Genomic DNA, 24652 nt, shown 5'->3' with positions numbered 1-24652 from the left:
TTATCCCTCTTTTCTATATCTATAATAAATACCACAAGTTCCTTCTGATGAAACCATGCAAGCTCCTACAGGATGCTGTGGTGTACATTGGTTCCCAAACAGCTTACAAGACACAGGAATCTTCTTGCCTAGGAGAATATCTCTACATATACACTTATCTTCTTTAATCTCAGGTAAATCATTAAAGTAAAAATTTTTTTCAGCATCAAAGTCTTCATATTCATTATTTATTATCATGGCAGAATTTGAAATCATTCCAATTCCTCTCCAATTCCCGTCTTTATGGTCAAAAACTTCTTCTAAGATTTTATTAGCTATATGATTTCCTTTTTCTTTCACACATCTTTTATATAAGTTTCTATTATGGCCATATACATTACCCTTGCACTGTTGCATTATTAAATATATTCCACTGATTATATCTAAAGGTTCGAATCCACTTACTACAGATTTTATATTATAATCATTAGTAATAAATGAAAAATATGTTGAACCCTTTATCGTAGCAACATGACCTGGACATATAATCCCATCTATGCAGTTAGACTTATCATTTAGAATCTCTATTAATATTGGTTTCATCAATTTCAGACTGGTTAGGAAAAAAAGGTTACTGATATTTTGTTCTCTTGCCATCATAATGATTTTCCCGATCAAAGGAGCTGTTGTTTCGAACCCTACAGCTAGAAAAACAACTTTCTTATTAGGAAATTCCTTAGCTAATTGAATACTATGGATAGGAGAATAAATAATCCTAATATCTTTTCCTGTTGATTTTTCCTCTGATAAACAAGAGATGGTTCCTGTTACCTTCATCAAATCCCCGAAAGTAGCAATTATTACATCTTCCTTTTGTGATAAAGATACAGCCATATCTATATATTTCTTATCAGTAACACATACAGGACAGCCTGGTCCTGAAACCAATTTTATATTAGGGGAAAGCATATCCCATATACCATATTTTGCAATACTCTGGGTATGTGTTCCACAGACTTCCATAATCACAATATCCTTATCTACAGAACCATTTATTTCTTGTACCATCTTAGCAATCAATAGTTTTTCATTCATAACTATCACATTCTTCTAGAAGACATCGCATTATTCTCTCTAATTCAACATAACCATCTTCGTCAATCTTTTCAATAGCAAAACCAGCATGTATCAAAATGTAATCGCCCGCGCTGGGAGATTCTATAAGTTCAATATTTACCCTTTGAACAACACCCAAATACATCGCCTCACCATAAGCTCCCTCTATGGATTTAATCTGTGCAGGAATCGCTAAACACATTTTGACTCTCCTCCTCTAACATCGCATTTCCTACTGCTATCTGCCCAAGTGACACACCCCCATCATTAATGGGTACTATTTCATTAAAATATGTATTAAAACCTGATCCCTTCAATTTTTTATATATTCCACTCAATAAATATGTGTTCTGGAAAACTCCTCCACTTAAAACAACATCCTTAATTCCTAATATTCTATGTAACTCTTCTACCATTTTTACTGTAAAATCAATAATTGTATTATGAAATTTACTGCTTATGATATCTCTACTTATTCCTTGTTCCAAATCATTAATAATCCCTATAACTATTTTTTCATAATCTATCAACCATTTATTGTTAAGACTTTCTATAACATAGTCATATAATTTGGTAACATCAGGAGCTATATTATTTTCTAGCATTATGGCGGCTTCTCCATCGTAGATATTGTGATTACATAGTCCAATAAGTGAAGAAATCCCATCAAAAAAACGTCCCATACTAGATGATTGAAAACAGTTAAAATTTGATTTTAGAGCTTGGGTGAGTAATTTTATTGCATCTTTCTTAACCCCTTTTATATATAATTCAGGTTCAACTCCTATACTACTTAGAAAACCCACTCCACTACGCCAAGGTTCTTTTACAGTAATATCTCCACCTTGTAATGTTACATATTTCAGATGTGCAACCCGTTTATAGTTTTTTCTATCACCTACGAAGAATTCTCCTCCCCATATAGCTCCATCATCACCAAGTCCTGTCCCATCATAGATTACTCCAATAACCTTTTTATTTATATCATGTTCTATCATACAACTTAACATATGTGCGTAATGATGCTGTACACCTTTTTGTATTCCTGACTGTTCATGGGCATATTTTGTTGAGTCATATGCTGGATGCAAATCATGAATCAACATCTTAGGAGTTGCTTTGTATATCTTCAAAAGATTTTCTATAGTTTGCTGAAATCTTTCATAAGTATCACAATCACCCAAATCACCTATATAATTACTCATTACAGCGTAACTATTTTTCAGAAGACACACCGTACTTTTTTGTTGTCCTCCTACTGCTAACATCTCATTTTTACTATTCATTTTCACATGATAAGGAGCGTATCCTCTTGCAAGTCTTATTACCATTAATTTGTCTTCTACCACTTTTACAACAGAATCATCTATAGGCATATGAATTTCTCTATTATGAGTTAGAAAATAATCACATACATTTCCTAAGGATTTTATAGCTTCTTCATTTTTATAAGTTAGAGGCTGTCCATTAAGATTACCACTTGTCATAACTATATATTCTAGTGAGTCATTAAATAGAAGATGATGCAATGGTGTATATGGTAGCATTATTCCTATGCATTTTTGATTTGGTGCGATATTTTCTGGGAGTATATCAGATAATCTTTTTTTCAGTAACACTATAGGTCGTTGTTTACCTGTTAGAATTTGTTCCTCTTCAGCACTTATATGAGCAATCTTTCTAGCTGCTTGTAGATTTTTAGCCATGATGGCGAAGGGTTTGTTAAGTCTTTTCTTTCTGACTCTAAGAGTGTTTATAATATTTTCATCAACTGCATCACAGCATAAGTGAAATCCTCCCAATCCTTTTATTCCAACTATTTTACCCTGTTTTATCATAGAAACAGCAGATTGTATTGGATCATCACTGCTTATTTCATTATTATTTGAATCTAAAAATGTGACACTTGGACCACAGTCCTTGCAACAATTGGGTTGAGTATGGAATCTTCTATTATTAGGATCATCATATTCTGTTTTGCAATCTGAACACATAGGAAACGCTGACATAGTGGTGCTTTTTCTATCATAAGGCAATTCTCTAATTATAGAATAACGAGGACCGCATTGAGTACAATTCGTAAAAGGATACCTATATCTGATTGATTTAGGATTAAGCACTTCCTTCATACATTCATCACAAGTAGCTATATCAGGAGATAAAAAGGTTATGGCTGAATTCATATTGGTACTAGGAAGTATCCTAAAATCCTTGTAGCCTTTAACTCTGTATGAAGTTATTCTTATTTTTTCAATATGTGCTATTGGAGGTGAATTATTAATAATTTCTTTTAAAAAGAGTTTTATATGATTTTTTTCTCCTTCTATAAAAATAACTACTGCTGATTCACAATTATTAACCCAACCTTTTAGATTGTTTTTAAGTGCTTTTTTGTAGACAAAAGGTCGAAATCCAACTCCTTGAACTATACCCATAATATGTATCTTATAACCTTGCAACTATTTTTCACCCTCTACTTTGTATATAATCGCTGTCAACGCTTCAATTTGTTTGTGCTCTACACATATTTTTATATTGTCTGAAATATAATCACCTATATTCATTTTTAGCTCTTCCAATAAAGTGTCTTCCGTTACATGACTATCATCATTAACCACAACGTTTAGTTTAGTTAATTTATTGATATTCTGTTGTTCACATAATTCTTTTAGATAATCTCCAATCTTCTTGAATAAAAATGTATCATGCATTAATACTCCCCCTCATTATTTTATCAATTTCTTTCTTGACATCATTACATATACTCTGAAATCTCGAAAGTAATATATCACTTAATTCATAACCATATTCAATTTTACCTATTTCTATTCCAATGAAATATCCTTCAACTTTCCTATCATATAATGTTAAACCTTTTAATATACTCATTTCATGCTGAGAGTACCCACCTCTATAATCATCATCTAGTTCACGGATAGGACAAATCGTTACATGACCAGGCTTATAATCTAGATAAGTAGCATCAATTATTATAATAAAATCCCCGTCTTCTATATAATCCATACTATAGTCCATATCAGTTTCACCTATGATGATATCTATGTCCTTACTAGTTAACCAATCTTGTAGTTCATCTACCACAGAAATACCAATTCCATCATCCATCATAATAGGATTGCCAATTGCGATTATTTTTACATTCATTATACTATCCTCATCTCCACTGCATTATATTGACCTCTTACATGTGTTGCACAAGATACACATGGATCAAAAGATCTTACAATTCTTCCAATCTCTACTGGATAATCTATATCTTCAATTTCAGTTCCTATCAGTGCATTTTCTATAGTGCCTCTTATTCCTTTCTCATCCCTTGGAGATAGATTCCAGCCAGATGGTGTTATAATTGTATATCTTTTAATTTTCTCATCTTCTATTAGAATCCAATGACCTAATGCACCTCTTGTTGTATCAATCAGCCCTTTTCCATTTGCTTTTTGTGGGATATCATATATTTTTTGTTGACTATCCTTCAATTTAATTCCTTCCAATAGTGATTCCATTATCTCTATAATCTTTTTAGCCTCTAATGCTCTTGCTATGGTTCTATCCATTAATGATATTCCCCTTCTATAATATCCCCCTAACCACATCCTTGCTAAAGGACCTACTTCCATAGGCAAACCTTTATATCTCGGAGCTTTTATAAAAGAATAGGCATCTGATTTCATACGATTGGGTTCTCCATTTTCATACCATGAATAATATATATTTTCTGTGATATTTTCTGGTCTGAATTCTTCCTCTCTTCCATTGATCCATACTTTTGGAAATACATAAGTTCTGTCTTTTTCTTTGTAAGTATCAAAACATCCATAAGTCATCAGATTTTTATACCCAATTCCTTGATGGAAACATTCTGGATAATAGTAACCAATAGTTTCTACATCTTCTATCATGATATCAACAACAAAATCTTTTATTTCTTGTAAAATAGATTTTACTTTCATATATTTTGATATATCCATATTACCAGTAGTTCCACCAACAAAAATACCATGATTATGGGGAGCTTTTCCACCTAATACTGCTAACATCTCATGGGCTAACCTACTATATCTCATAGAAGTCAGATAATGTCCAGCTATTTCATTATTCACTTTGACAGGTAATTTAAAATTATTATGAGATACAACATATACAGGGTTGATGTCCGGTCCTTTTACAAAGTCAGGAAATGTATATTGATATATGTGTCTTATATGATTCTGCAAAAATTCACATCCATGCATAAAATCTCTAATCATTTTATCATTATCATCTACGGTTATATCAAGTGCCTCTTCTAATGCAAGACTTGAAGCCATACTATGAGCAGTAGAACATATTCCGCATATCCTCTCAGTAAAATAAACCGCGTCTAAGGGCGACCTTCCCTGAAGCATCTTTTCGAATCCTCTAAATAACATACCACTACTCATCGCATTAATAATCTTGTTATTAGCTATTTCAACTTGAATTTCTAAAAACCCACTAATCCTTGTAACTGGATTAATGATTATTTTCTTATTCATTATTATTCTCACCTCATTTTTATCAATATCTTGATCTATATTTATTTCAATGTATTAATTACAACTCTTTAACTATATATATTCAATACATGTACAAGTTATTATACTTAACACAAAATCTTATAAATTTTTATTAAAAATGAAATAATCTGAGTAATTCTATATAGAAACTTAATTTCAACAACATTAATTTGTTCTTATATTTTTCGCCTTATATTGACAATTTTATTCATATGTTATATAATAAATTGTTATAATTATCCAATATTTAAAACAATTATTTAGCACTACATAGTTAGAAATAGGAGTTTTACCAATGAAAAAATTATTAGCAGTAATTTTAGTCTTGTCACTATTAAGTTTTGGTTCATATTCATTAGGAGCAAATAATAATATAAATACTGTAACCGTATTGATGTATCATCATATCTTACCCAAAAAGGATATTGTTGGTCCTTGGGAGAATAACAGTGCTGTTCTATCTTTAGAAGATTTCCATGAACAAATGAAATATTTATATGATAATGGATATACTATCTTAACTCTAAAAGAATTTAAAGATTATATTTATGAGGATAAACCTATTCCCAGTAACAGTGTACTAATTACATTTGATGATGGATATAAGAGTAATATTGAATATGCTTATACCATTTTGAAGAAGTACAATTTCAATGCTACAATATTTTTAATAACATCTAGAATTCAAGATTATCAAGAGAAATTTGACCCTAAGAAGTTACAATTTTGTTCTGCTATAGAATTAGAAATTTGTAGTGATGTATTTACATATGGAGACCACACATATAATTTACATAGAAAAGATGGTGAAACAAATTTACCATATATGAAATTCAAGTCATATGAAGATATTAAAGATGATATTACCATAAGTGAAACAATCTTATCAAAATATATTGACATAGATACTAAAGCATTAGCTTATCCATATGGAGCTTATACGAAAACTTCACAGAAAATATTAAAAGAAAAAGATTACAAACTTGCATTCCTTACTGCTAAAGGTAAGGTAACCAAAAAGACTAATCCATACTATATTAGAAGATATGGTATCTCTAACAATGAAAATTTCTATTCATTATTTTGAACTTATAATAAAAAACAAAAGTGTTAAATTTAAGTTTAATTATATTTATCAAACTTAAATTTAGCACTTTTTCTATTAAAATGAATTATATAAAAATTAATACCTAATGAATGGCTCCATTTTATCTGGAAACCCCTCTTGGGCACAACCTATACAAGGTGTATTAGCACCTATTGGCCAATTATCAGTATTATTCCACCGCCTAATAGGACAATCCGTCTTTGTGACTGGTCCTCTGCAACCTAAACGGAACATACACTCTTTATCTCCTAATTTCTTAGCGAATATCTTATTATCAAAGTAAGAGCGTCTTGGACACCTATCATGAATTGTAGTACCATAGAATATGATAGGTCTTCCTTGTTCATCTAGTTCAGGTTTGCCGAATAATATTAAATGTGCGATAGTACCAGTAATCCAATCTGGATTCCCTGGACAGCCAGGTAGTAGAATAATTTCTTCATCGAGAAATTCTTTTACACTTTTACACATTGCTACATTAGGACTTGCAGCTGATATTCCACCATATGAGGCACAGGTTCCTACAGCTAGTATGTATTTTGCCTTTTCACCAGCTTTTTTTACTGCATCCATTCCAGTTATATACTGTCCCTTATATCTTGCAATCACATTGTAAAGACCATTATCTTTTGTTGAAATTGCTCCTTCTACCACCAAAACAAACTCTGTTTCTATGGTTTTTTGAAATTGTTCATATGCAGCTTCTCCTTCAGCCGCCATTAAACTATTACTGTACATGAGATTAACCATATCTTTCAAAAAATATACGGCATCTGGATTATACGCATTAAGTAAAGATATGATATTACCTGAACATCCTGTAGTTTCCAGCCATATGAGATTAATTTTATTCAATTGTGATTTTTGTTCTGACACCATATCCATCAAAGTTCTTGCCATTCTGTTTTTAGTATCTATTATAGGACAATTGTTTACCCTTCTATTATTTTCCCCATGACCTCCAATTGAGTTAATATACTCTCACCACCATGACATTTATTAAACTCCTCTGTTATATCTTCTCCTGCAACTACACCAAAATGAGTTCCTCCACCCCAGCTTGGATTATAGGTTACATCATAGACTACACCATCTACTGCAATATAAGCAGGTCTACCTTTTTCTCCATTATATTTTTTTAATTCTTCTCTGGTAAATGTTCTGTCTAGGTTTTTTTCACTTGTCTCGTTAATTGCCATATTTTCTAGACATATATAACATTGTTCAAGTAACCTATCTAATACAAACAGCTCTTTTTCAATCTTACTTACGTAATACATTTTATTTTCAATAAAAGGAGTTCTAAAAAATGAAATCCTGTAATCACTTATTTTTATACTCTGTTTATAGATTTCATCATGCAACAATTTAAGATTAATAATAAACTACCTCTTATATATATAAGTTTATATATATATATTCAATACAATGACAAGTTAGTATTTTTACTTTAATTATTTAAGGATATATACAAAAGACTGATATAATTATATAGAAATCATATTTTGAAGTTATTAAATTCCTCATCAGTAAACCCATAATAATCTTTTCTAACCTCATCCGAATATGCCTCAAATTCTTCTCTTTGATCATCATCAAGTTTCTCAGAATATAGATTGACCATTAGGTCATGGGCTATATAGTCTTCACTCATATCAACAAAACCAGCATCTTTTGTCCAAGTAACTTGGCTATCTTCTCCTCTTGATATTATTCCAGATACAACTTGAATACCATCAATGATAACTATCATATATCTTTCACTTTTCTCAGAAAGATATCTTTCAATCCTTCTATGTGAAACGATGTCCTTATAAGAATTATTTTTACCGAAGTATATACCTTTTAAGGTGACACCTCTTTTTATAGCATCATCCAACATTGCTCTGATATCATTTATTTCTTCTTCCCATATGGAAACAGCTATTCGCTTATCGGCTTGTGAAATCAAAGTGTTGACAAAATCAATAATCTTGTCCCTTCCTTTGATAACTATCAATTTATTATCATTTTGCTGTTCATAGTATACTTTTTTTGTGTATTCGTCTACGTTATTCAAAATATCATCAAAGTTGTTTTTCAATTTACCGATTAATAACTTAGGTTCTAATGGATAATATTGTGTAGTGTTATTGTCTACTTGTTCGAATACAATCTGCTTATTTTTCAAGTTATCCAATACTTCATATATTCTTGACCTTGGAATACCAGAATTCTTACTTAGAACATAACCATTTACAGGATATTCTTCTAGGAGATTCAAATAAGCTTTTACTTCATATTCACTTAATCCTAATTTTTTCATATCCTCAATTATTGATATCTTTTTATCCATGTAATCCACCTCTATTTATCTTTTTGTGATATGTAATCAACATTTAATCTTAAAATCTATGTATATTATCTCATAACAATCCTAAAAAACAAAGGTGTCAGTTAAGTAAAAGGGTTAAAAATGCAACTAAAATCGAACCTATTACAGGTATTATTATGCCCCCCTTATACCAAGCATAGATTAAACAGAAACCTATTCCCAACAATGAAGCTTGTGGTAATTCTTCAATAGCTGAAAATACCCCAGGAATAATCAATGCCCCAAGTGCTGTATACGGTATATACTCTAAAAATTTCTTTAGATCAGGCTGTATTTCATTATCTGACATTATTATAAAAGGTAATAATCTAGGTATGTACGTTACTAGCATCATCCCGATAATTAAAATTATTATATTATTCATATTCTTTCACTTCCTGTTCTCTGAATAAACAGACTCCTAATAAAGACACCAGGACAATGGATATGACAATACTCCAACCTTGAGGAATTATTAGGATATATTTACAAACTGTATTTGTTACCCCTGATAAACATGCTAATATTAATGCTTTGTTGGATTTCTTTATCTCAGGAATCAATATTGCTACAAACATAGCATATAATGCAACTCCCATACTTGTCTTGACTATATCAGGCAAAGTACCTCCTGCTATATACCCGAGGGCAGTTCCTCCTACCCACGAAAGATATGCAATTAATTCCAGCGACAACATATACTCTTTAGTCAGTGTTCCCTTTTTAAAAGAACTCACCGAGAATGTTTCATCAGTTATACCAAATGCAATAAGAGGACTCCATTTCTTCATATCTTTTGTCAGCCTTGATGCTAAAGATGCACTCATAAGCATATGCCTCATATTCACTAACAGGGTAGTTAATATGATTTCTCCTATTCCAGCACCCACCATCAATAAGTTAATAGCAATAAACTGACTTGCTCCTGCAAACACAAGTGCAGAAAATAAAATTCCTTCTACCAATGTAACATTGCTAGTTTTCGCTAATATACCAAATGTAATAGCTATAGGGATAAAACCTATTACTAACGGTAAACCATCAATAAATCCATCACTAAAACTATATCTTGATCTATTATCTTTTCTCATGCATATCACCCACTCTTATAATATTAGTAACTACTAAAATAACTACTACACAATTGATTAGTAATTATTATAGTAGCTACTAAAAGTTTTGTCAAGAATAATTCCTTTTGACATAAAAAAATTAAGATTTAATGACTCTGTAGTGATGGAAAATAATATTTCTTGATATTTTATAGTAATTGAGATACTATATTATTAATATAATCAATAACCAAATTTCATTTGTAACTGAATCTATATCTTGAATTAAGATGAAGGAGTGGTAGTCAATGGATGTTCCTTTCTATATAGGCATAATCTTTATCATAGTTATATATACGATATTTTTAATAATGGTTTATCGAGAAATAAAATTAATACGCAATCTTGGAAAAGTATTAATAAATTTCAAGTGGACTTTTAATTCTAATATAATATATCTATTATTAATTATCGCTTACATCATTATTAATACAGTTTTACAATTGAGTTTTTACGCATTATTATTTATCGTACCATTTATTTTTTATATGGGTAAATTCGGAAGAAATCAAAAATTTTATGAGTTAGGAATAGAATCATATCACAAGATATGCAAATGGGATAAAATCGTATTATATGAATTAATACAATCCTTAGATAATGGAAATGTAGAAGGTATTATATTATATATAAAGCCTTATAATCCTAATAAAAATGAAGAAATAGCAACATTTTATTTTTCTGAAGATGAAACAGAAAAAGTTGTTGCTATTATGAAAGAACATAATATACTTGAGCATTTATCAAATACTAATGATTAATAACTCTTTTATTTTATTACATTTGGAAAGAGTGCCAATATCATTAAAACAAATTCTTACTGAAGCCATAATTTCTCCCTCTATTATGCCTGTACTATTTCTTTGTTGAATTATCACTTACAGTACTGTTTATCTCCCCTGCAATATCACATGTATTTGTAAGCATCTTTATCAAAAAATTCCTTGTCTGCATATTCAAGAGTCTATTATCAAATTTCATATTTTTACTATTTGAGATTTCTTCTATGATATCACGTAACTTTTCGTCTATCCGCTTATCTTGTAAAAAAGTTTCAATTGGTAATGAGATATCTGTTCTACCCAACAAATAATCTGTTGATACATGGTAGTAATCTGCTAAATATATAAGAGTATTAGTATCAAGATCATTTTTACCTTGTTCATAATATCCGTATGCACTAGTAGTTATGCTTAGCAAACTTGCTATGTCTTTTTGTATTAATCCATTTTTTTCTCTTAACTCTCTTAATCTTTTATCTATCACGCTATCACACCCTTCACACGAATTTTACAACTTATAGTTGTAAGTGTAAATAAATTATAATATTATATTGTTATTATTATTGACAAACAATACATTATTGTATAATATAATTAATATAGAATATTTTATTGGTTGATAGAGGTGTAAAAATGATTAGAATTAATCTAATACTAAAAAGAGGCGACAAATCGCAAAAAAGTGTTGCCGATTCATTAGGGATAACGACCAGTTATTATGGAATGATTGAACTTGGTGTTCGAAACCCCAGCTTAGATGTAGCTATGGATATTGCTAACTATTATAATACTTCTATAGAAAATCTATTTTTTGATAACATAGATTCAGTTAAGGCTAGACCCATACATAAATAGAACTATAAATTTCACATACTAATTAAACTTAATATAGATTATATATTTTATATAAATATTAGGGGGTTAAAATGTTATTTTTATATTTTGTAATTGGTTTCTTAGTAGGTTCTATGGGTAAGTTTATAATACTGGAATGTATTTCATACCATACTAAAAAAAGAATATGGAGAAAAATCAAAAAAAGTATGGAAATGGAAGATTTCTTTGAAATAAATCATAAACACTAATCAAGCCACTCCAATTATACTTACATATATTTAAAAAACACCTCAAAATAAAAATGAGGTGTTTTTTAGAGAATTAAAATATTATAGGTTGGATTAAGGCTGGTCAGTTCCAATCTTAAGTATTATGATACTAATATTTAATTCTTTTCAAATATTGTATATAAATCTTTGAAATTAATATCTTCAGATTTTATGTATTTATCATTTTCAGTTTCTATAATACCGTTTTCATCAATATGGAATCTAGTAGTTCCATTATTAGTCTGAAAAGTAATACTAAGATATGGAAACTGTATGGCTGTATCTGATTCAGTAAATTTTGCCTTATTAAATATCTCTTCTAACCCCGATACTTCTTCTTTCTTATCAATTAGAGCCATATGACTACTATAACCATAACCTATACAAACACTAGTTGAATTATGTATTTTTTCCAGTGATGAATTCTGTAATTTGAATAAGTATAAAACTAAAATAACTAATATCAAACATGCAATAAAGTACGGTACATTTTTCTTTTTCATCTTATCACCATTCACATAATATTTTTATCTATTGTCATATACCATTATATCACATCTAAATATTTTGGTTTAATATTATTATATAAATTTTTATTAATAACAAAAGGTAAGCTCATTTTGCTTACCTTTCATTTATGTATCAACTACTAATAATCAACTAATTATTATAAATACATTTATTAATTCAACTTAAAAATAAATATATCACTACCACCACTAGGAGCTATCTTACCTCCAAGAACATATCCTGAATCGCTTGTTTGATATACATAGGATGGATAATCAACATCAGATATATTATATGTTTGAATCCATTCAGTATTTCCGGAGGAATTTACTTTAATTAATACTATATCATAAAAATTTTTACTTGCAGCAGAATCATAATAACTAGCTGTTCCAGTAATAGCATAACCACCATCATTAGTCTGACTTACATAACTAGCATCTTGAAAACTATCATATCCATTAACATAAATATTTTTCTTCCAACTGGAATTGAAAGAAGAATCTAGTTTAGCTATTGACATCTTGCAAACATATTCACCATTTTCATATTCTGAATCTCTACCTGACATTATGAAACCTCCATCATTAGTAAGTTCCATATGTTCTACGATACCCTCCATAATATCATTATGTATTTTAGTCTGAACCAGATTACCAGTATTACTTATCTTCAATAATTTGGTTTGATCATTACTCAAATCCGTACTATGTGTTCTAACTATTATATTTCCAGTTGAAGGTTCTAACATAGTTTGTAGACCAAACTCATCTCTAGTAGTTGTTGTCAATGTAGTACCCCATTGTATATCTCCAGCTGAGTCTGTTTTTATTAATAATGGTTCATAATGTCCATCACCGTATGATTTTGAAGTACCAATTATAAAATATCCACCATCAGTAGTTTGGATAACGTCATTACCATTATCGGATTTATCTCCGCCAAAAAGTTTGATCCATTCAAAATTTCCAATAGAACTAAATTTAGCAAGAAAAACATCATCATTTATCTTTCCTGTTACAATATAACCGTTATCAGATGTTTGACTTAAACCATTTACAGCCCAACTATTGCCTTCACCATAGGCATATGACCATTCTATATTACCTGCTGAATCAATCTTAGTTAACCATATAAGATTGTTTCCAGTAGTTGCCCCCATCATAAATCCACCATCTGAAGTATTTTCAAAAAGCTTACTATTATTGTAATCATATCCTTGATAGTTTAATAGATACTGCCATTCTATACCAGAAGGCTGTACTGAAGTTGAATCATTAACTGCTTTATTGTCTATTAGATTAGAGATATCCTCTTTTTCATCTAATTTTACATCTGTTTTTGATAATTCCATATCAGTTGATTTATTAATAATATTGTCATTCATAAGTAAGTTATTTTTCTCTAATGATTTTGCAAAAGAACCATTTGTTCCTAATATTAAGCATATAATTAAAGAAAAAATAAGAGAAGTTGTAACTTTGTTTTTTCTAAACATACTAATCACCTTTCTCCTTTGCTAATTTCAGAATCTATTTGCTGCAATATACAGAAAACGGATTAATATATCATCCGCTATCTCTCCTCCTCATCAATTATTTATCCAACAAATAAAATCTTCTTAAACATTATATAATTAGTATTATTTTTTGTCAATTAAGTATCATCTTGGTATTTTTCAATTTATTTTGAATATATTACAATTATTTTCATATTTCTACAAATATAATTCAACAAGAAAATACAATGCACCTATTTACAATCCTCAATATATTTACTTGGTGAAAAATAAATACCGCCTATTCCAATGGTTATTGTAAAATTATAGGTTAAATGTATTTTTAGATATTTATAACTATCTTTATTATAGATATTGTTTTATTTTCATTTGATGATATACTAATCTTAATTATTTTTTTGGAAGTATAGAAAGGGTTGGTGCGTTATGAAAAAGATTGAAACAGTCACTACATATTTTAATGAATATAATATAGATAAATTAACCCGTTTCATAAACGATTTCAAACTAACTCCAAAAGCTTTCGGTAAACAGACCCCTAAGAACTATGGTGTTTGTGATTGGCGAATAATTACTGATATAGAACTTATATATAATATATCTGGAACAACATATGTGGAATTTTGTGATAGAGCCTATACTTTATCCGTAAATGACCTTATCATTAGTCCGTCCTTTACACCTCACAAGATTTATACCAAAGATGATCATACACCTGGCTATTTTCTAATCTTTGCTAACACACTTAATGAGATAATATTATATATACTTATGAATTTTTCTCTCAAGCCTGATTTTGAAGAAAGTTATAAGAGATATGAAGCTTTTTTTGAAGGAACAATTGCCGATAGACCTTTAGTATCTATTATTCTACCCAAAGATAACTATATTGAATTCCCTAAGAAAAAATATGATTCATTTAAGGAGCAATGGTTAGATATAGATTATAGAGCTAAACAGATTGCACACCAATTGAATAATCAAATATATCTAGGCGATGCAATGCCTGTGGCTTTTCCTGATATGGGACCTGAGTTTTTTAGTGCATTATGTGGTTGTGATTATTCATTCTCAGAAACAACAGCTTGGTCAGAACCATGCATCAAGGACTGGGAAAAAGATTACGATAAAGCACTATTAGATACATCCCATCCTCTACTGGAAAAAGCTCTAAAATTTACTGATAAGCTAATCGAAATTGGAAAAGATACATTTATTACAGGATTACCAGATTTTCATCCAGGGGGTGACCATTTATCGGCTTTACGTGACCCTGCTAACTTAGCAATGGATGTTATTGAAAACAAGCATTATATTAAGAAGAAGTCATCTGATTCACAGAGAGAATTTTATAAGATATATGATATGTTCTACAATAAAATCCATGCTGCTTCTAATCCTGCATCTACTTGGTTACCTCTAATATCCAAAGAAAAATACTATGCTCTGAGTAATGACTTTTCTTGTATGATAAGTACAACTGATTTTGAGGAACTGTTTCTAGATGGCTTAATTGACGAAACTTTATTTTATGATAAATCCATATATCATCTAGATGGACCTGGTGCGTTAAGGCATCTGGATACTATACTTTCAATGAAAAATCTGAACGCAGTACAATGGGTTCCAGGAGCTGGACATGACAATTTCAAAGATTGGATTGACGTATATAAGAAAATACAAAAAGCTGGAAAAGGCATAGATCTTCATTGTATAGATATCAGTGAAATAGATATGCTTATTGATAATCTTTCACCTGAAGGTGTTTTCTTAAGAAATATAAGTGGTATTGACTCACAAGAGACAGCTCAAAAACTTCTTAATAAATTATATACAAAATGGAAATAAAATAGTGGGGCTGTCTCATGAAACAGCCCCACTATTTTAATCCTCTATAAATTGTGGCATCTGTATAGTTGCTTTAAATAGATCACCATCAATATTTATCTGAAATCTCCCCGCTTGTAGTTCTGTCAAACTTTTTGCAATTGATAATCCAATCCCACTTCCTTCACTACTTCTAGAATTATCCCCTCGTATAAATCTTTCCATAAGCTCATCTACAGGTATATTTAATTCATAAGCAGAAATATTCTTAAAAGACATGTTAACGAATCCATCCAGCTCAAATATATCTATATAGACTCTAGAACCTTCACTTGTGTACTTAATAATATTATTCAAGAGATTTTCAATAACTCTCCAGAGCAACATTCCATCTGCTTTAACATATAGATTATCTTTTGAATGATTTACTTTGAAATTATAACCTCTCTCTTCTATTTTCTCATGTAATTCACCTAACCCTTGATTTATTAGAGATATAACATCAATCTTTTCAAAATTCACTTTTATATTTCCGCTAGATGCTTTCGATAATTCAAATAAATCATTGGTTAGTATTTTTAACCTTTGTGACTTTTTTTCTAAGATACCTATATATTTTTTGCTTTTATTTGTATCCTTCTCTATTTTTAGTAAATCCACATATGTAATAATAGATGTTAAAGGAGTCCTTATATCATGAGAAAGATTTGATATAAGTTCTGTTTTTAAACGTTCGCTTTTAATCTTGTTCTCAACTGCTTGATGCAATCCATTATTTATACTATTTATACTATTTGCCAGTTCTCCTAATTCACCCTGGGATGATATATCTATTCTACAATTATACTTACCATTTTCAACCTCATTGACTACTTTCTTAATATCATTATAATCCCTTAACTTTTTAAGAACTAGCCATACAGCAATGCAGATAGTTACTGGAAAAATATAGATTGTCAATAATAATATTATGGAATAACCAACAACAATTAGTATAGCCTTTTTCCCAATACTACCTTGATTATATATCTCTTCTATTAATATTTTTATTTTATTTATGAGAGTATATATTAATGTATGTTTAACAAAAGTTTTATTTTTAAAGTGCTTCACTACAGATAGTAACAATAATAAACCTACTATGCTCGTTATAAGGGTTTCTACAAATATTGCCTCAATAAAAAAGTAGTTGCTAAAATATATGCCCTTAGTAAGTTCTAACCATGCAAATATTAGTACAATGCAAAGTGAAATATTGATATCATTATAGATTCTGTCAAAAGCGTTAAGAAGCAGTTTTTTATCTCTATTGGATTTTCTGCCGCAGAATACTGCAAGGAAAATTAAAGTTATTAAAAGCACTGTCAAAAGAGCTATAATAATATATATTTTTTGAATAATTATTGATTTTTGATCTTTCCATTTTTCAATCCTAGGGTTCAAGAATTCATATGTAAAACCAAGATAAATAAATTTTTTAGTCCCTGAATTTTCAACACTTTTTCTAATCGTATAATCATAATTACTATTATTCGCTATTTCCATTGGATGTACTTCTGCACCTAATTTCTCATCATATAAAAAATAGGCTGGATAAGTTTTAAAGGATTCTTTTATAGATGATTTTGTTGATATGATATTCAAATAATTATACTTTAGACCTTTATATTGCATTTCTAGTTTATATCGTAGTTCTGGTCCATTTCCATTTAAAGCACTATAATTATCTTTGAAATATTTATCAAATAGTTTAATAATATTGGTTATGTCGTCTTCAAGCATCTGACTTTCATAATAACTATTTTCGTGTAGCATATTAATAACCTCGTTATTGTTACCATAAGTTTTCACAAGATTAATTGACATAGTAATAGAACTGGCTAAACATATGACAGCCAGGATAAATACTACTATTTTTATTAATAGTAATTTATTGAATTTTTTCCACTTTATATCCAATCCCCCACACCACCTTCAAATATTTTGGTTCTCTTGTATTTATTTCAATTTGCTCTCTTATCTTTCTTATATGTACAGCTACTGTATTTTCAGGATTATAAGCTGTTTCTCCCCAAACTTGCTCATATATCTGCTGAATCGAAAATACTCTACCTACATTTTTTACTAACAGTATTAATATCTTATACTGAATTGGTGTCAACTTAACTTCTTTTCCTTCTACAGTCACTTTCTTGTAATCATCGTCTATTATTAATCCACCTGTTTTTAATAAATTATTTTTAGTTTCCATACCTCCAAGGGTAGTATATCTCCTTAGCTGTGACTTAACTCTTGCCATAAGTTCTAATGGATTGAATGGCTTGGTTATATAATCATCAGCTCCCATTTGAAGCCCCATTATCTTATCAGTATCTTGAGTTTTAGCAGACAACATAATAACCGGTATATTTTTATTCTCTCTAACTTTCATTGTAGCTCTTAATCCATCCATCACAGGCATCATAATATCAATTAATATTAAATGAATTTCTACTTCTTTAACTATATTCAATACTTCTATTCCATTGTAGGCTTTAAAAACCTCATAACCTTCATTCTGTAAATATATATCTATTGCTTCTACTATTTCCTTATCATCGTCACATACTAATATATTCACGACGTATCTCCTCTACATGCTATATTTTTCTTCATCATATTATATCACACCTTTTCTTTGAACTACTAAAGATATCTTATCAAAAATGTTTTAAGAATTAGTTAATCAAATTCTTAAGAATTTCTTATTTTATGTCTTTTTGTTCATAAAAATATTATTAAAATGCATTTCATCCCAAAAATCAAAAAGCTGATATGTACACTTTAGTAACGTATACGTATCAGCTTTAAAATTATTATTATATATTTATACTATACTGTAATTCCTTTTTTATTAGAATGTATATCTGCTTTTTTCACAAGTAGTTGTATTAAGAGCAAAGTACATATTTCACCTAGAATAATAGAAATCCAAATTCCAATATTTCCAATCATTGAAGGAAGAGCTAACAAGAAAATAATTGTAAATACCATTCCTCTACTAGCTGATATAATATTAGCAGTCTTAGAATTCTCTGTGGATTGATAGTAAGTGATATTAACTATATTGATTGAAGCAATAATAAAGGAAAAACTATAAATTATTAAAGCGTCATAAGTCAATTTTATAAGTTCTGCATTACTATTAAAAACACCAATCACTTTTTGTCCAACCAATAACATAATTGAATAAATTACAATAGATGAAATCAAATTAGTCTTAAGACCCATCTTAAATACCTTATTCACTTTTTCTATGTTACCCTTACCATAATTATAACTTATCAATGGTTGAATCCCTTGTGAGATACCCATGAATAGTGCTAATAGAACAACACTTATATAACCAATGATACTAAAACCTGCAACTCCAATTTCTCCAAGCCTTCTGATTATGACTTGATTAAATGCAAATATACAAACTGCTGGTGATATTTGATTAAGAAATTCTGGTGTTCCTACCTTAAGAATTCGCTTAAGCTCATCTTTCTTTAACTTAGGTACATATAATCTAAGCTTACCTTTTTTTCTTATAAAATGTGTCATAAGCAGGAATACGCTGGATAATTGTCCTAATCCTGAAGCTACTGCCGCACCAGCTATTCCTAGACCAAACTTAAATATAAATAAATAGTCTAATATTATATTTGTTATAGCACCTGCTATAAGTGCAATCATTGCTAGATTAGGATTACCATCATTTCTAATAAAAACACTTAATGCCAGACTTGCTGCAAAACCCAGACCAAACATCATATAATAGCGAAGATAATCAGCAGTTCCTTTCACCAATTCATCACTAGCACCTAATAATCTAGCTATTTGTTCTGGAAAAATAACACTGATTATTGATACTATACCTGTTATAACTACTATAAGAAATAAGCTCTGCAAGAATATATTATTACCTTCCTTATGCTTATTTTCACCAAATTTTATTGACATAACAGCCGCTCCACCCATAGTTACCATCATACTAATTGCAATCATCAAGGTTGTAACTGGTAAAGCAACATTTATTGAAGCTAAAGCACTAGCTCCTACTCCTCTACCCACAAATATTCCATCAACAACAACATATAGGGCTGAAACCATCATACCTATTACTGATGGTATTGCATATTTTGTAAACTCTTTCCATAGTGACTTCATTTTCATCCCTCCTGTGAAAGATTATAAAGTCTATACCATGTATAGAGTCAATAGTTTTTATAATAAAATTTGTAATTCATATAAAAGATTATCATTCTCCCATTGTCTAAGGGTATTGAATAACTCAGCTTGCATAGAGATACCTTTGTAGTTGATATTTTTTTCTTTCATATATGACAATAATTTGTCTACAGCTTTTTCTTTTTCATGGTTATAATAAGCTATACATAAATATCTTCCTTCAGGTATCTCTTCAACATCTATATTTTTGCTATTGATATTATCATTATATAGTGTTGTATAGATATTTCTATAAACCATTTCTCCTTTACCTATCAATAAATTCAAGTCAACAAAATATCCAGTTTCTCCTTCTAATATCTTATCATTCTCTTCTAATATCTTATCTAATTTTCTGATTTTTATTTCGATATCACTTTTTTTGTCTTCTTGTTTTAGTTTTGTCTTTATGATAAATCTTTTATCTATATGTCTATAATATATTTTATTGGTTTCTTCAAACTCCATAACATATTTTATTTTGCTTTCAATATTCCCCATAGCGATTTTTATATTTTTTAATCTATTAATCTCTTTCTCCACTATATCTTGTTGTTTTTGGATAAATGACAGCAATGTAACAATATCCTTTTTTTGCAAAACATCGCTAAGCTCTTTTAGAGGTGCTCCTATATGTTTTGAATACTTGATCAAGTCAATATATATGAATTGATCTATTGTGTAATATCTATATTTACTCTCAGGGTCAACATATGCAGGTTTTAAAAGCCCCATTTTATCATACAACCTTAAAGCTTGAATAGATACATTATTTATCTTGGCTGTTTCTCCTATTGAAAAGTATTTATCCATGTATGCCTCCTGTCTATTATAATGATATTTTTGAAGGTAAAATCCCTTTATATCTTTTGAATTGTCTTGTAAAATAACTTAAATTTTCAAAACCAACTTCAAAAGCTGCTTCTGTTATTGTACAATCTGATGCTTTAAGTAATTCTTCAGCTTTGTTTATTCTTATCATATTAATATATTCTATTGGACTTAGTCCCGTATATGTTTTGAACAATCTACAAAAATGATATTTACTTACATTTATTACTTGTGCTAGATCTTCAATAGTAATCTTTTGAGTATAGTTCACATCAATATAACTTAATACCTTCTTAATTCTCTGTGTATTCTTCTTGGTAACCGTAGAAAGGGTTACATGAGTTAATAATTCATTTTCTATATGTAGAGATAGAAATAGTAATAAATAAGCTTTTGTAGCTAATTCATATCCTGCACTCTTACTATTATTTTTATCCATAATTTTTCCAACTATTCCAAGGAGTTCCTTACTAGGTGTACTTTCTCCATCAATTAGAGAATTTAGATTATACTCATTATAGCATAAGGGCTTAATATAATTTCCCTGGGAAACATCTGTACTGGGCAGCTCCAATAAACTTGTATTGAACACAATAGCAAAATAAGAACAACCACTTTGATTTTCTGTATATGCCCAGTGCAGTTCTCCAGAATTAATAACTAAAGCTTGACCTTGGTGTATCTCATAGTTGACATCGTTAATTCTAAAAATTGCATTTCCTCTATTTATGTATATGATTTCTAATTCATCATGCCAATGACATGGGAGTATCTGCTGATTACACTCTCCAAAATCCACTTTATAAATTGCAAATGGATATTTATCAGTACCATGTATTATATTCTCTTTCAGATTATGTTTCATCATATTAGACACCTCTATTTTAATATAATACAAAAATATAAAAACATCAATAAAAAAGCAATATTGTGTTATTTATCAGCAAAATGTTATTAGTATCCTTTTTAATATAGATATATAATTATCTTAATCCTAGAATCCATCATTAAAATGTTAATAGTAAGGAGCTTAGAAAATGATAATAACAAGTTATAAGAAGGTTAATGAATATCTTTTATTAAATACTGATTGTGGGAAAATTAGACTTATACCCTATTCAGATTCAATTGTCAGAATTACTTATAGTAGAGAAAAACATTTTTCCCAAAAAGATAGTATCATGATTATATCAGAAGAAGATACTTGGACAAACTGGTCATTAAAAGAATCTCATGACAAAATAACATTTATCACAAAAGCTTTACGAATTGATATTAATAAGCATACAGGTACATTCACCTATTATGACAGCTTAGGGAATTTACTAACAAAAGAACCTGCTCATGGTGGAAAAAGTTTGGAACCAATTGATGTTGTAAAAACTGTATTTGATGAAACAACACAAATAAAAGCTACACAAAGTGTTGATGGAATCAGATCCAATGCTACTGATTATAAAGAAATAATCGACCGTAAAGCTTATCATACTAAATTAGAATTCATTTGGGAAGATGGAGAAGCTATCTATGGCCTTGGTTCTCACGAAGAAGGAGTCATGAACCTGAGAGGTCACCACCAATATATGTATCAGCAGAATATGAAATCTGTTGTTCCTATGTTAGTTTCTACAAAAGGATATGGCATTCTAATTGACAGTTACTCATTAATGACATTCCATGATGATATATATGGTTCTTATATCTGGACAGATGTAGATGATGAAATGGATTATTACTTTATCTACGGTCCTGAATTCGATGAAATTATAAATAGTTATAGAAAATTAACTGGAAATACTCCTATGTTACCTCGTTGGGCATACGGTTATGTTCAATCCAAAGAGAGATATAAAACACAGGAAGAATTGATTTCAATAGTAAAAGAATACAGAAAACGTAAAATACCTCTCGATTTGATTATTCTTGATTGGCGTTCTTGGACTGATGGACTATGGGGGCAAAAGTCTTTCGACCCTGAGAGATTCCCTGCTCCTACTGAAATGATGAGTCAGCTTCATGATATGAATACAAAACTTATGGTCTCAATATGGCCTATTATGGCAACTGGATGTGAAAATCATTTAGAAATGTCTCGCAAGGGATTTTTACTGGGGAATCAAGCCAACTATAATGCCTTTGATGAAAAAGCACGTAAACTTTATTGGAATCAAGCTAATGACGGTATATTTTCACATGGGGTAGATGCTTGGTGGTGCGATTGTACTGAACCTTTTGAAGCTGACTGGAAAGGTGAACTAAAACCTGAACCAGAAGAGAGAATGAAAATAAATACCCAGGAAGCCAAAAAATATCTTGACCCAGAATACATAAATGCTTATTCCTTATTACACTGTAAAGGTATATATGAAGGACAAAGAAACACAACTGACCGTAAGAGGGTTGTCAATTTGACGCGTTCTGCTTACGCAGGACAACATAGATATGCTTCTATAACATGGTCAGGAGACATAGCTGCAAGTTGGGATACATTAAGAAAACAGATTCCAGCAGGTCTTAATTTCTGTGTAACCGGTGAACCATATTGGACACTTGACATAGGCGCTTTCTTTGTTGGAGGAAAGAGCAAATGGTGTCGATGGTGTGATGATAAGAATATTCCAGCGCCTTGGTTTCTTGCCGGAGAATATGATGATGGATATAACAATCTTGGATACCGTGAATTATATGTACGATGGTTTCAATATGGAGCATTTTTACCAATGTTCCGCTCACATGGGACAGATACACCTAGAGAAATATGGCAATTTGGAGAACCTGGTTCCATATTTTATGATACTCTAGTAAAATTTGATAATCTTAGATACAGACTTATGCCTTACATATATTCATTAGCTGGAAAGGTTACATTTGAGAACTACACACTAATGAGGTCATTAGCTTTTGATTTTAGAGATGATAATAATGTGTATAACATAGCTGACCAATTTATGTTCGGTCCATCTTTTATGATTAATCCTATAACCAAGCCTATGTATTATGGAAAAAATTCTAAGAAACTGTCAGGTATAGAAAAATCTCGTGAGGTCTACCTTCCAAAAGGTTATGATTGGTATGATTTTTGGACAGGAAAACAATATCAAGGCGGACAGATTATAGAATCCAAGGCAACATTAGATATTATGCCAATCTATATACGTGCTGGCTCTATTATACCTATGGGACCTGCTGTTCAGTATACAGATGAGCAATTAGATGCTCCAATAGAATTAAGGATATATACTGGTTCTGACTCTTCTTTTACTATTTATGAAGATGAGGGAGATAATTACAACTACGAGAACGGTGCTTATTCACTCATTAATATAAAATGGTTAGATGATAGTAGAACATTAATAATTGGTAAACGTGAAGGCTCATATAAGGGAATGTTATCATACAGACAATTTAAAATAGTAATTGTATCAAAAGGTCATGGAACAGGTATTGATAAACGAATAAATACAGACAAAATTATGGATTATAATGGTAATGAAATACAAATGATTTTCTAAATAAACAGGGCTGTCGGATAATACCTTTTGGAAATGGCATAATTATCCGATAGCCCCTTACTTGATTCCTAATCCTTCTGAACAATC

General features: G+C 29.9%; 25 protein-coding genes. 6 read left to right on the top strand and 19 right to left on the bottom strand.

What is annotated here, in order from left to right; translation table 11 throughout:
- Genes hypD through ACX6CF_RS01290 form a run of 6 tightly spaced genes read right to left on the bottom strand, consistent with a single transcriptional unit; the run spans position 1 to position 5633 of the window.
- Entirely contained in the window at positions 1-1074 is a 1074-nt protein-coding gene (gene hypD / locus ACX6CF_RS01315; protein WP_458783487.1) for a hydrogenase formation protein HypD, read from the bottom strand.
- The gene (locus ACX6CF_RS01310; RefSeq protein ID WP_458783486.1) at positions 1067-1297 is read right to left on the bottom strand and encodes a HypC/HybG/HupF family hydrogenase formation chaperone; all 231 of its coding nucleotides are present in this window, start codon (positions 1295-1297) and stop codon (positions 1067-1069) included. Before ACX6CF_RS01310 ends, hypD begins: the two co-directional genes overlap by 8 nt.
- Positions 1269-3554, bottom strand: coding sequence for a carbamoyltransferase HypF (gene hypF, locus ACX6CF_RS01305; RefSeq protein WP_458783485.1), 2286 nt, complete (start codon positions 3552-3554; stop codon positions 1269-1271). The genes ACX6CF_RS01310 and hypF overlap by 29 nt, the downstream gene beginning before the upstream one ends.
- Complete coding sequence (locus ACX6CF_RS01300) at positions 3555-3806, bottom strand: hypothetical protein (RefSeq protein ID WP_458783484.1); 252 nt, start codon at positions 3804-3806, stop codon at positions 3555-3557.
- Positions 3799-4260, bottom strand: coding sequence for a hydrogenase maturation protease (locus ACX6CF_RS01295; RefSeq protein ID WP_458783483.1), 462 nt, complete (start codon positions 4258-4260; stop codon positions 3799-3801). The genes ACX6CF_RS01300 and ACX6CF_RS01295 overlap by 8 nt, the downstream gene beginning before the upstream one ends.
- Positions 4260-5633: a nickel-dependent hydrogenase large subunit gene (locus ACX6CF_RS01290; RefSeq protein WP_458783482.1), complete on the bottom strand. Its 1374-nt coding sequence runs from the start codon at positions 5631-5633 to the stop codon at positions 4260-4262. The genes ACX6CF_RS01295 and ACX6CF_RS01290 overlap by 1 nt, the downstream gene beginning before the upstream one ends.
- Before the next feature lie 316 nt (positions 5634-5949).
- On the opposite strand from ACX6CF_RS01290, the gene ACX6CF_RS01285 reads away from it, so the two are divergent.
- Positions 5950-6741 (top strand): polysaccharide deacetylase family protein, encoded by a 792-nt coding sequence (locus ACX6CF_RS01285; protein ID WP_458783481.1) that lies wholly within the window; start codon positions 5950-5952, stop codon positions 6739-6741.
- Between the two features lie 96 nt (positions 6742-6837).
- On the opposite strand, the gene ACX6CF_RS01280 is transcribed toward ACX6CF_RS01285, so the two are convergent.
- The 5 genes from ACX6CF_RS01280 to ACX6CF_RS01260 all read right to left on the bottom strand — a co-directional run bounded on the left by ACX6CF_RS01280 (position 6838) and on the right by ACX6CF_RS01260 (position 10206).
- The gene (locus ACX6CF_RS01280; protein ID WP_458783480.1) at positions 6838-7662 is read right to left on the bottom strand and encodes a hydrogenase small subunit; all 825 of its coding nucleotides are present in this window, start codon (positions 7660-7662) and stop codon (positions 6838-6840) included.
- 32 nt (positions 7663-7694) lie between these two features.
- Complete coding sequence (locus ACX6CF_RS01275) at positions 7695-8042, bottom strand: cytochrome b5 domain-containing protein (RefSeq protein ID WP_458783479.1); 348 nt, start codon at positions 8040-8042, stop codon at positions 7695-7697.
- Positions 8043-8260: 218 nt separating this feature from the next.
- A complete protein-coding gene (locus tag ACX6CF_RS01270; RefSeq protein ID WP_458783478.1) occupies positions 8261-9097 on the bottom strand; it encodes a TrmB family transcriptional regulator in 837 nt (278 codons plus the stop codon).
- Between the two features lie 97 nt (positions 9098-9194).
- Positions 9195-9500, bottom strand: coding sequence for an AzlD domain-containing protein (locus ACX6CF_RS01265; protein WP_458783477.1), 306 nt, complete (start codon positions 9498-9500; stop codon positions 9195-9197).
- A complete protein-coding gene (locus tag ACX6CF_RS01260) occupies positions 9493-10206 on the bottom strand; it encodes an AzlC family ABC transporter permease (protein WP_458783476.1) in 714 nt (237 codons plus the stop codon). Before ACX6CF_RS01260 ends, ACX6CF_RS01265 begins: the two co-directional genes overlap by 8 nt.
- A 269-nt stretch (positions 10207-10475) precedes the next feature.
- On the opposite strand from ACX6CF_RS01260, the gene ACX6CF_RS01255 reads away from it, so the two are divergent.
- Entirely contained in the window at positions 10476-10988 is a 513-nt protein-coding gene (locus ACX6CF_RS01255; RefSeq protein WP_458783475.1) for a hypothetical protein, read from the top strand.
- A 94-nt stretch (positions 10989-11082) separates the two neighbouring features.
- Here ACX6CF_RS01255 and ACX6CF_RS01250 read toward each other — a convergent pair whose 3' ends face one another.
- Entirely contained in the window at positions 11083-11493 is a 411-nt protein-coding gene (locus tag ACX6CF_RS01250; protein WP_458783474.1) for a helix-turn-helix domain-containing protein, read from the bottom strand.
- Between the two features lie 149 nt (positions 11494-11642).
- Here ACX6CF_RS01250 and ACX6CF_RS01245 point away from each other — a divergent pair, with 149 nt between their 5' ends.
- A complete protein-coding gene (locus ACX6CF_RS01245; protein WP_458783473.1) occupies positions 11643-11864 on the top strand; it encodes a helix-turn-helix transcriptional regulator in 222 nt (73 codons plus the stop codon).
- A 71-nt stretch (positions 11865-11935) separates the two neighbouring features.
- A complete protein-coding gene (locus ACX6CF_RS01240) occupies positions 11936-12094 on the top strand; it encodes a hypothetical protein (protein ID WP_458783472.1) in 159 nt (52 codons plus the stop codon).
- A 137-nt stretch (positions 12095-12231) separates the two neighbouring features.
- Here ACX6CF_RS01240 and ACX6CF_RS01235 read toward each other — a convergent pair whose 3' ends face one another.
- Positions 12232-12618: a hypothetical protein gene (locus ACX6CF_RS01235; protein WP_458783471.1), complete on the bottom strand. Its 387-nt coding sequence runs from the start codon at positions 12616-12618 to the stop codon at positions 12232-12234.
- 179 nt (positions 12619-12797) lie between these two features.
- Entirely contained in the window at positions 12798-14123 is a 1326-nt protein-coding gene (locus tag ACX6CF_RS01230) for a hypothetical protein (RefSeq protein ID WP_458783470.1), read from the bottom strand.
- 447 nt (positions 14124-14570) lie between these two features.
- Between ACX6CF_RS01230 and ACX6CF_RS01225 the strand changes: the two genes are divergently transcribed.
- The gene (locus ACX6CF_RS01225) at positions 14571-15992 is read left to right on the top strand and encodes a hypothetical protein (protein ID WP_458783469.1); all 1422 of its coding nucleotides are present in this window, start codon (positions 14571-14573) and stop codon (positions 15990-15992) included.
- Positions 15993-16028: 36 nt separating this feature from the next.
- Here the strand turns inward: ACX6CF_RS01225 and ACX6CF_RS01220 are convergent, their stop codons facing one another.
- The 5 genes from ACX6CF_RS01220 to ACX6CF_RS01200 all read right to left on the bottom strand — a co-directional run bounded on the left by ACX6CF_RS01220 (position 16029) and on the right by ACX6CF_RS01200 (position 21921).
- The gene (locus ACX6CF_RS01220; protein WP_458783468.1) at positions 16029-17930 is read right to left on the bottom strand and encodes a sensor histidine kinase; all 1902 of its coding nucleotides are present in this window, start codon (positions 17928-17930) and stop codon (positions 16029-16031) included.
- On the bottom strand, positions 17902-18591 hold the full coding sequence (locus tag ACX6CF_RS01215; protein WP_458783467.1) for a response regulator transcription factor: 690 nt from the start codon (positions 18589-18591) through the stop codon (positions 17902-17904). Before ACX6CF_RS01215 ends, ACX6CF_RS01220 begins: the two co-directional genes overlap by 29 nt.
- A gap of 251 nt (positions 18592-18842) precedes the next feature.
- Positions 18843-20162, bottom strand: coding sequence for an MATE family efflux transporter (locus ACX6CF_RS01210; protein ID WP_458783466.1), 1320 nt, complete (start codon positions 20160-20162; stop codon positions 18843-18845).
- 57 nt (positions 20163-20219) lie between these two features.
- A complete protein-coding gene (locus ACX6CF_RS01205; protein WP_458783465.1) occupies positions 20220-21035 on the bottom strand; it encodes a MerR family transcriptional regulator in 816 nt (271 codons plus the stop codon).
- Positions 21036-21051: 16 nt separating this feature from the next.
- Positions 21052-21921: an AraC family transcriptional regulator gene (locus tag ACX6CF_RS01200; RefSeq protein WP_458783464.1), complete on the bottom strand. Its 870-nt coding sequence runs from the start codon at positions 21919-21921 to the stop codon at positions 21052-21054.
- Between the two features lie 169 nt (positions 21922-22090).
- Here ACX6CF_RS01200 and ACX6CF_RS01195 point away from each other — a divergent pair, with 169 nt between their 5' ends.
- Positions 22091-24565, top strand: a complete 2475-nt coding sequence (locus tag ACX6CF_RS01195; protein ID WP_458783463.1) for a glycoside hydrolase family 31 protein — start codon at positions 22091-22093, stop codon at positions 24563-24565.
- The last annotated feature ends 87 nt before the right edge of the window (positions 24566-24652 follow it).

The sequence above is a fragment of the Vallitalea sediminicola genome (genome assembly GCF_054408565.1).
This window is presented reverse-complemented; position numbering and strand designations above follow the sequence as displayed.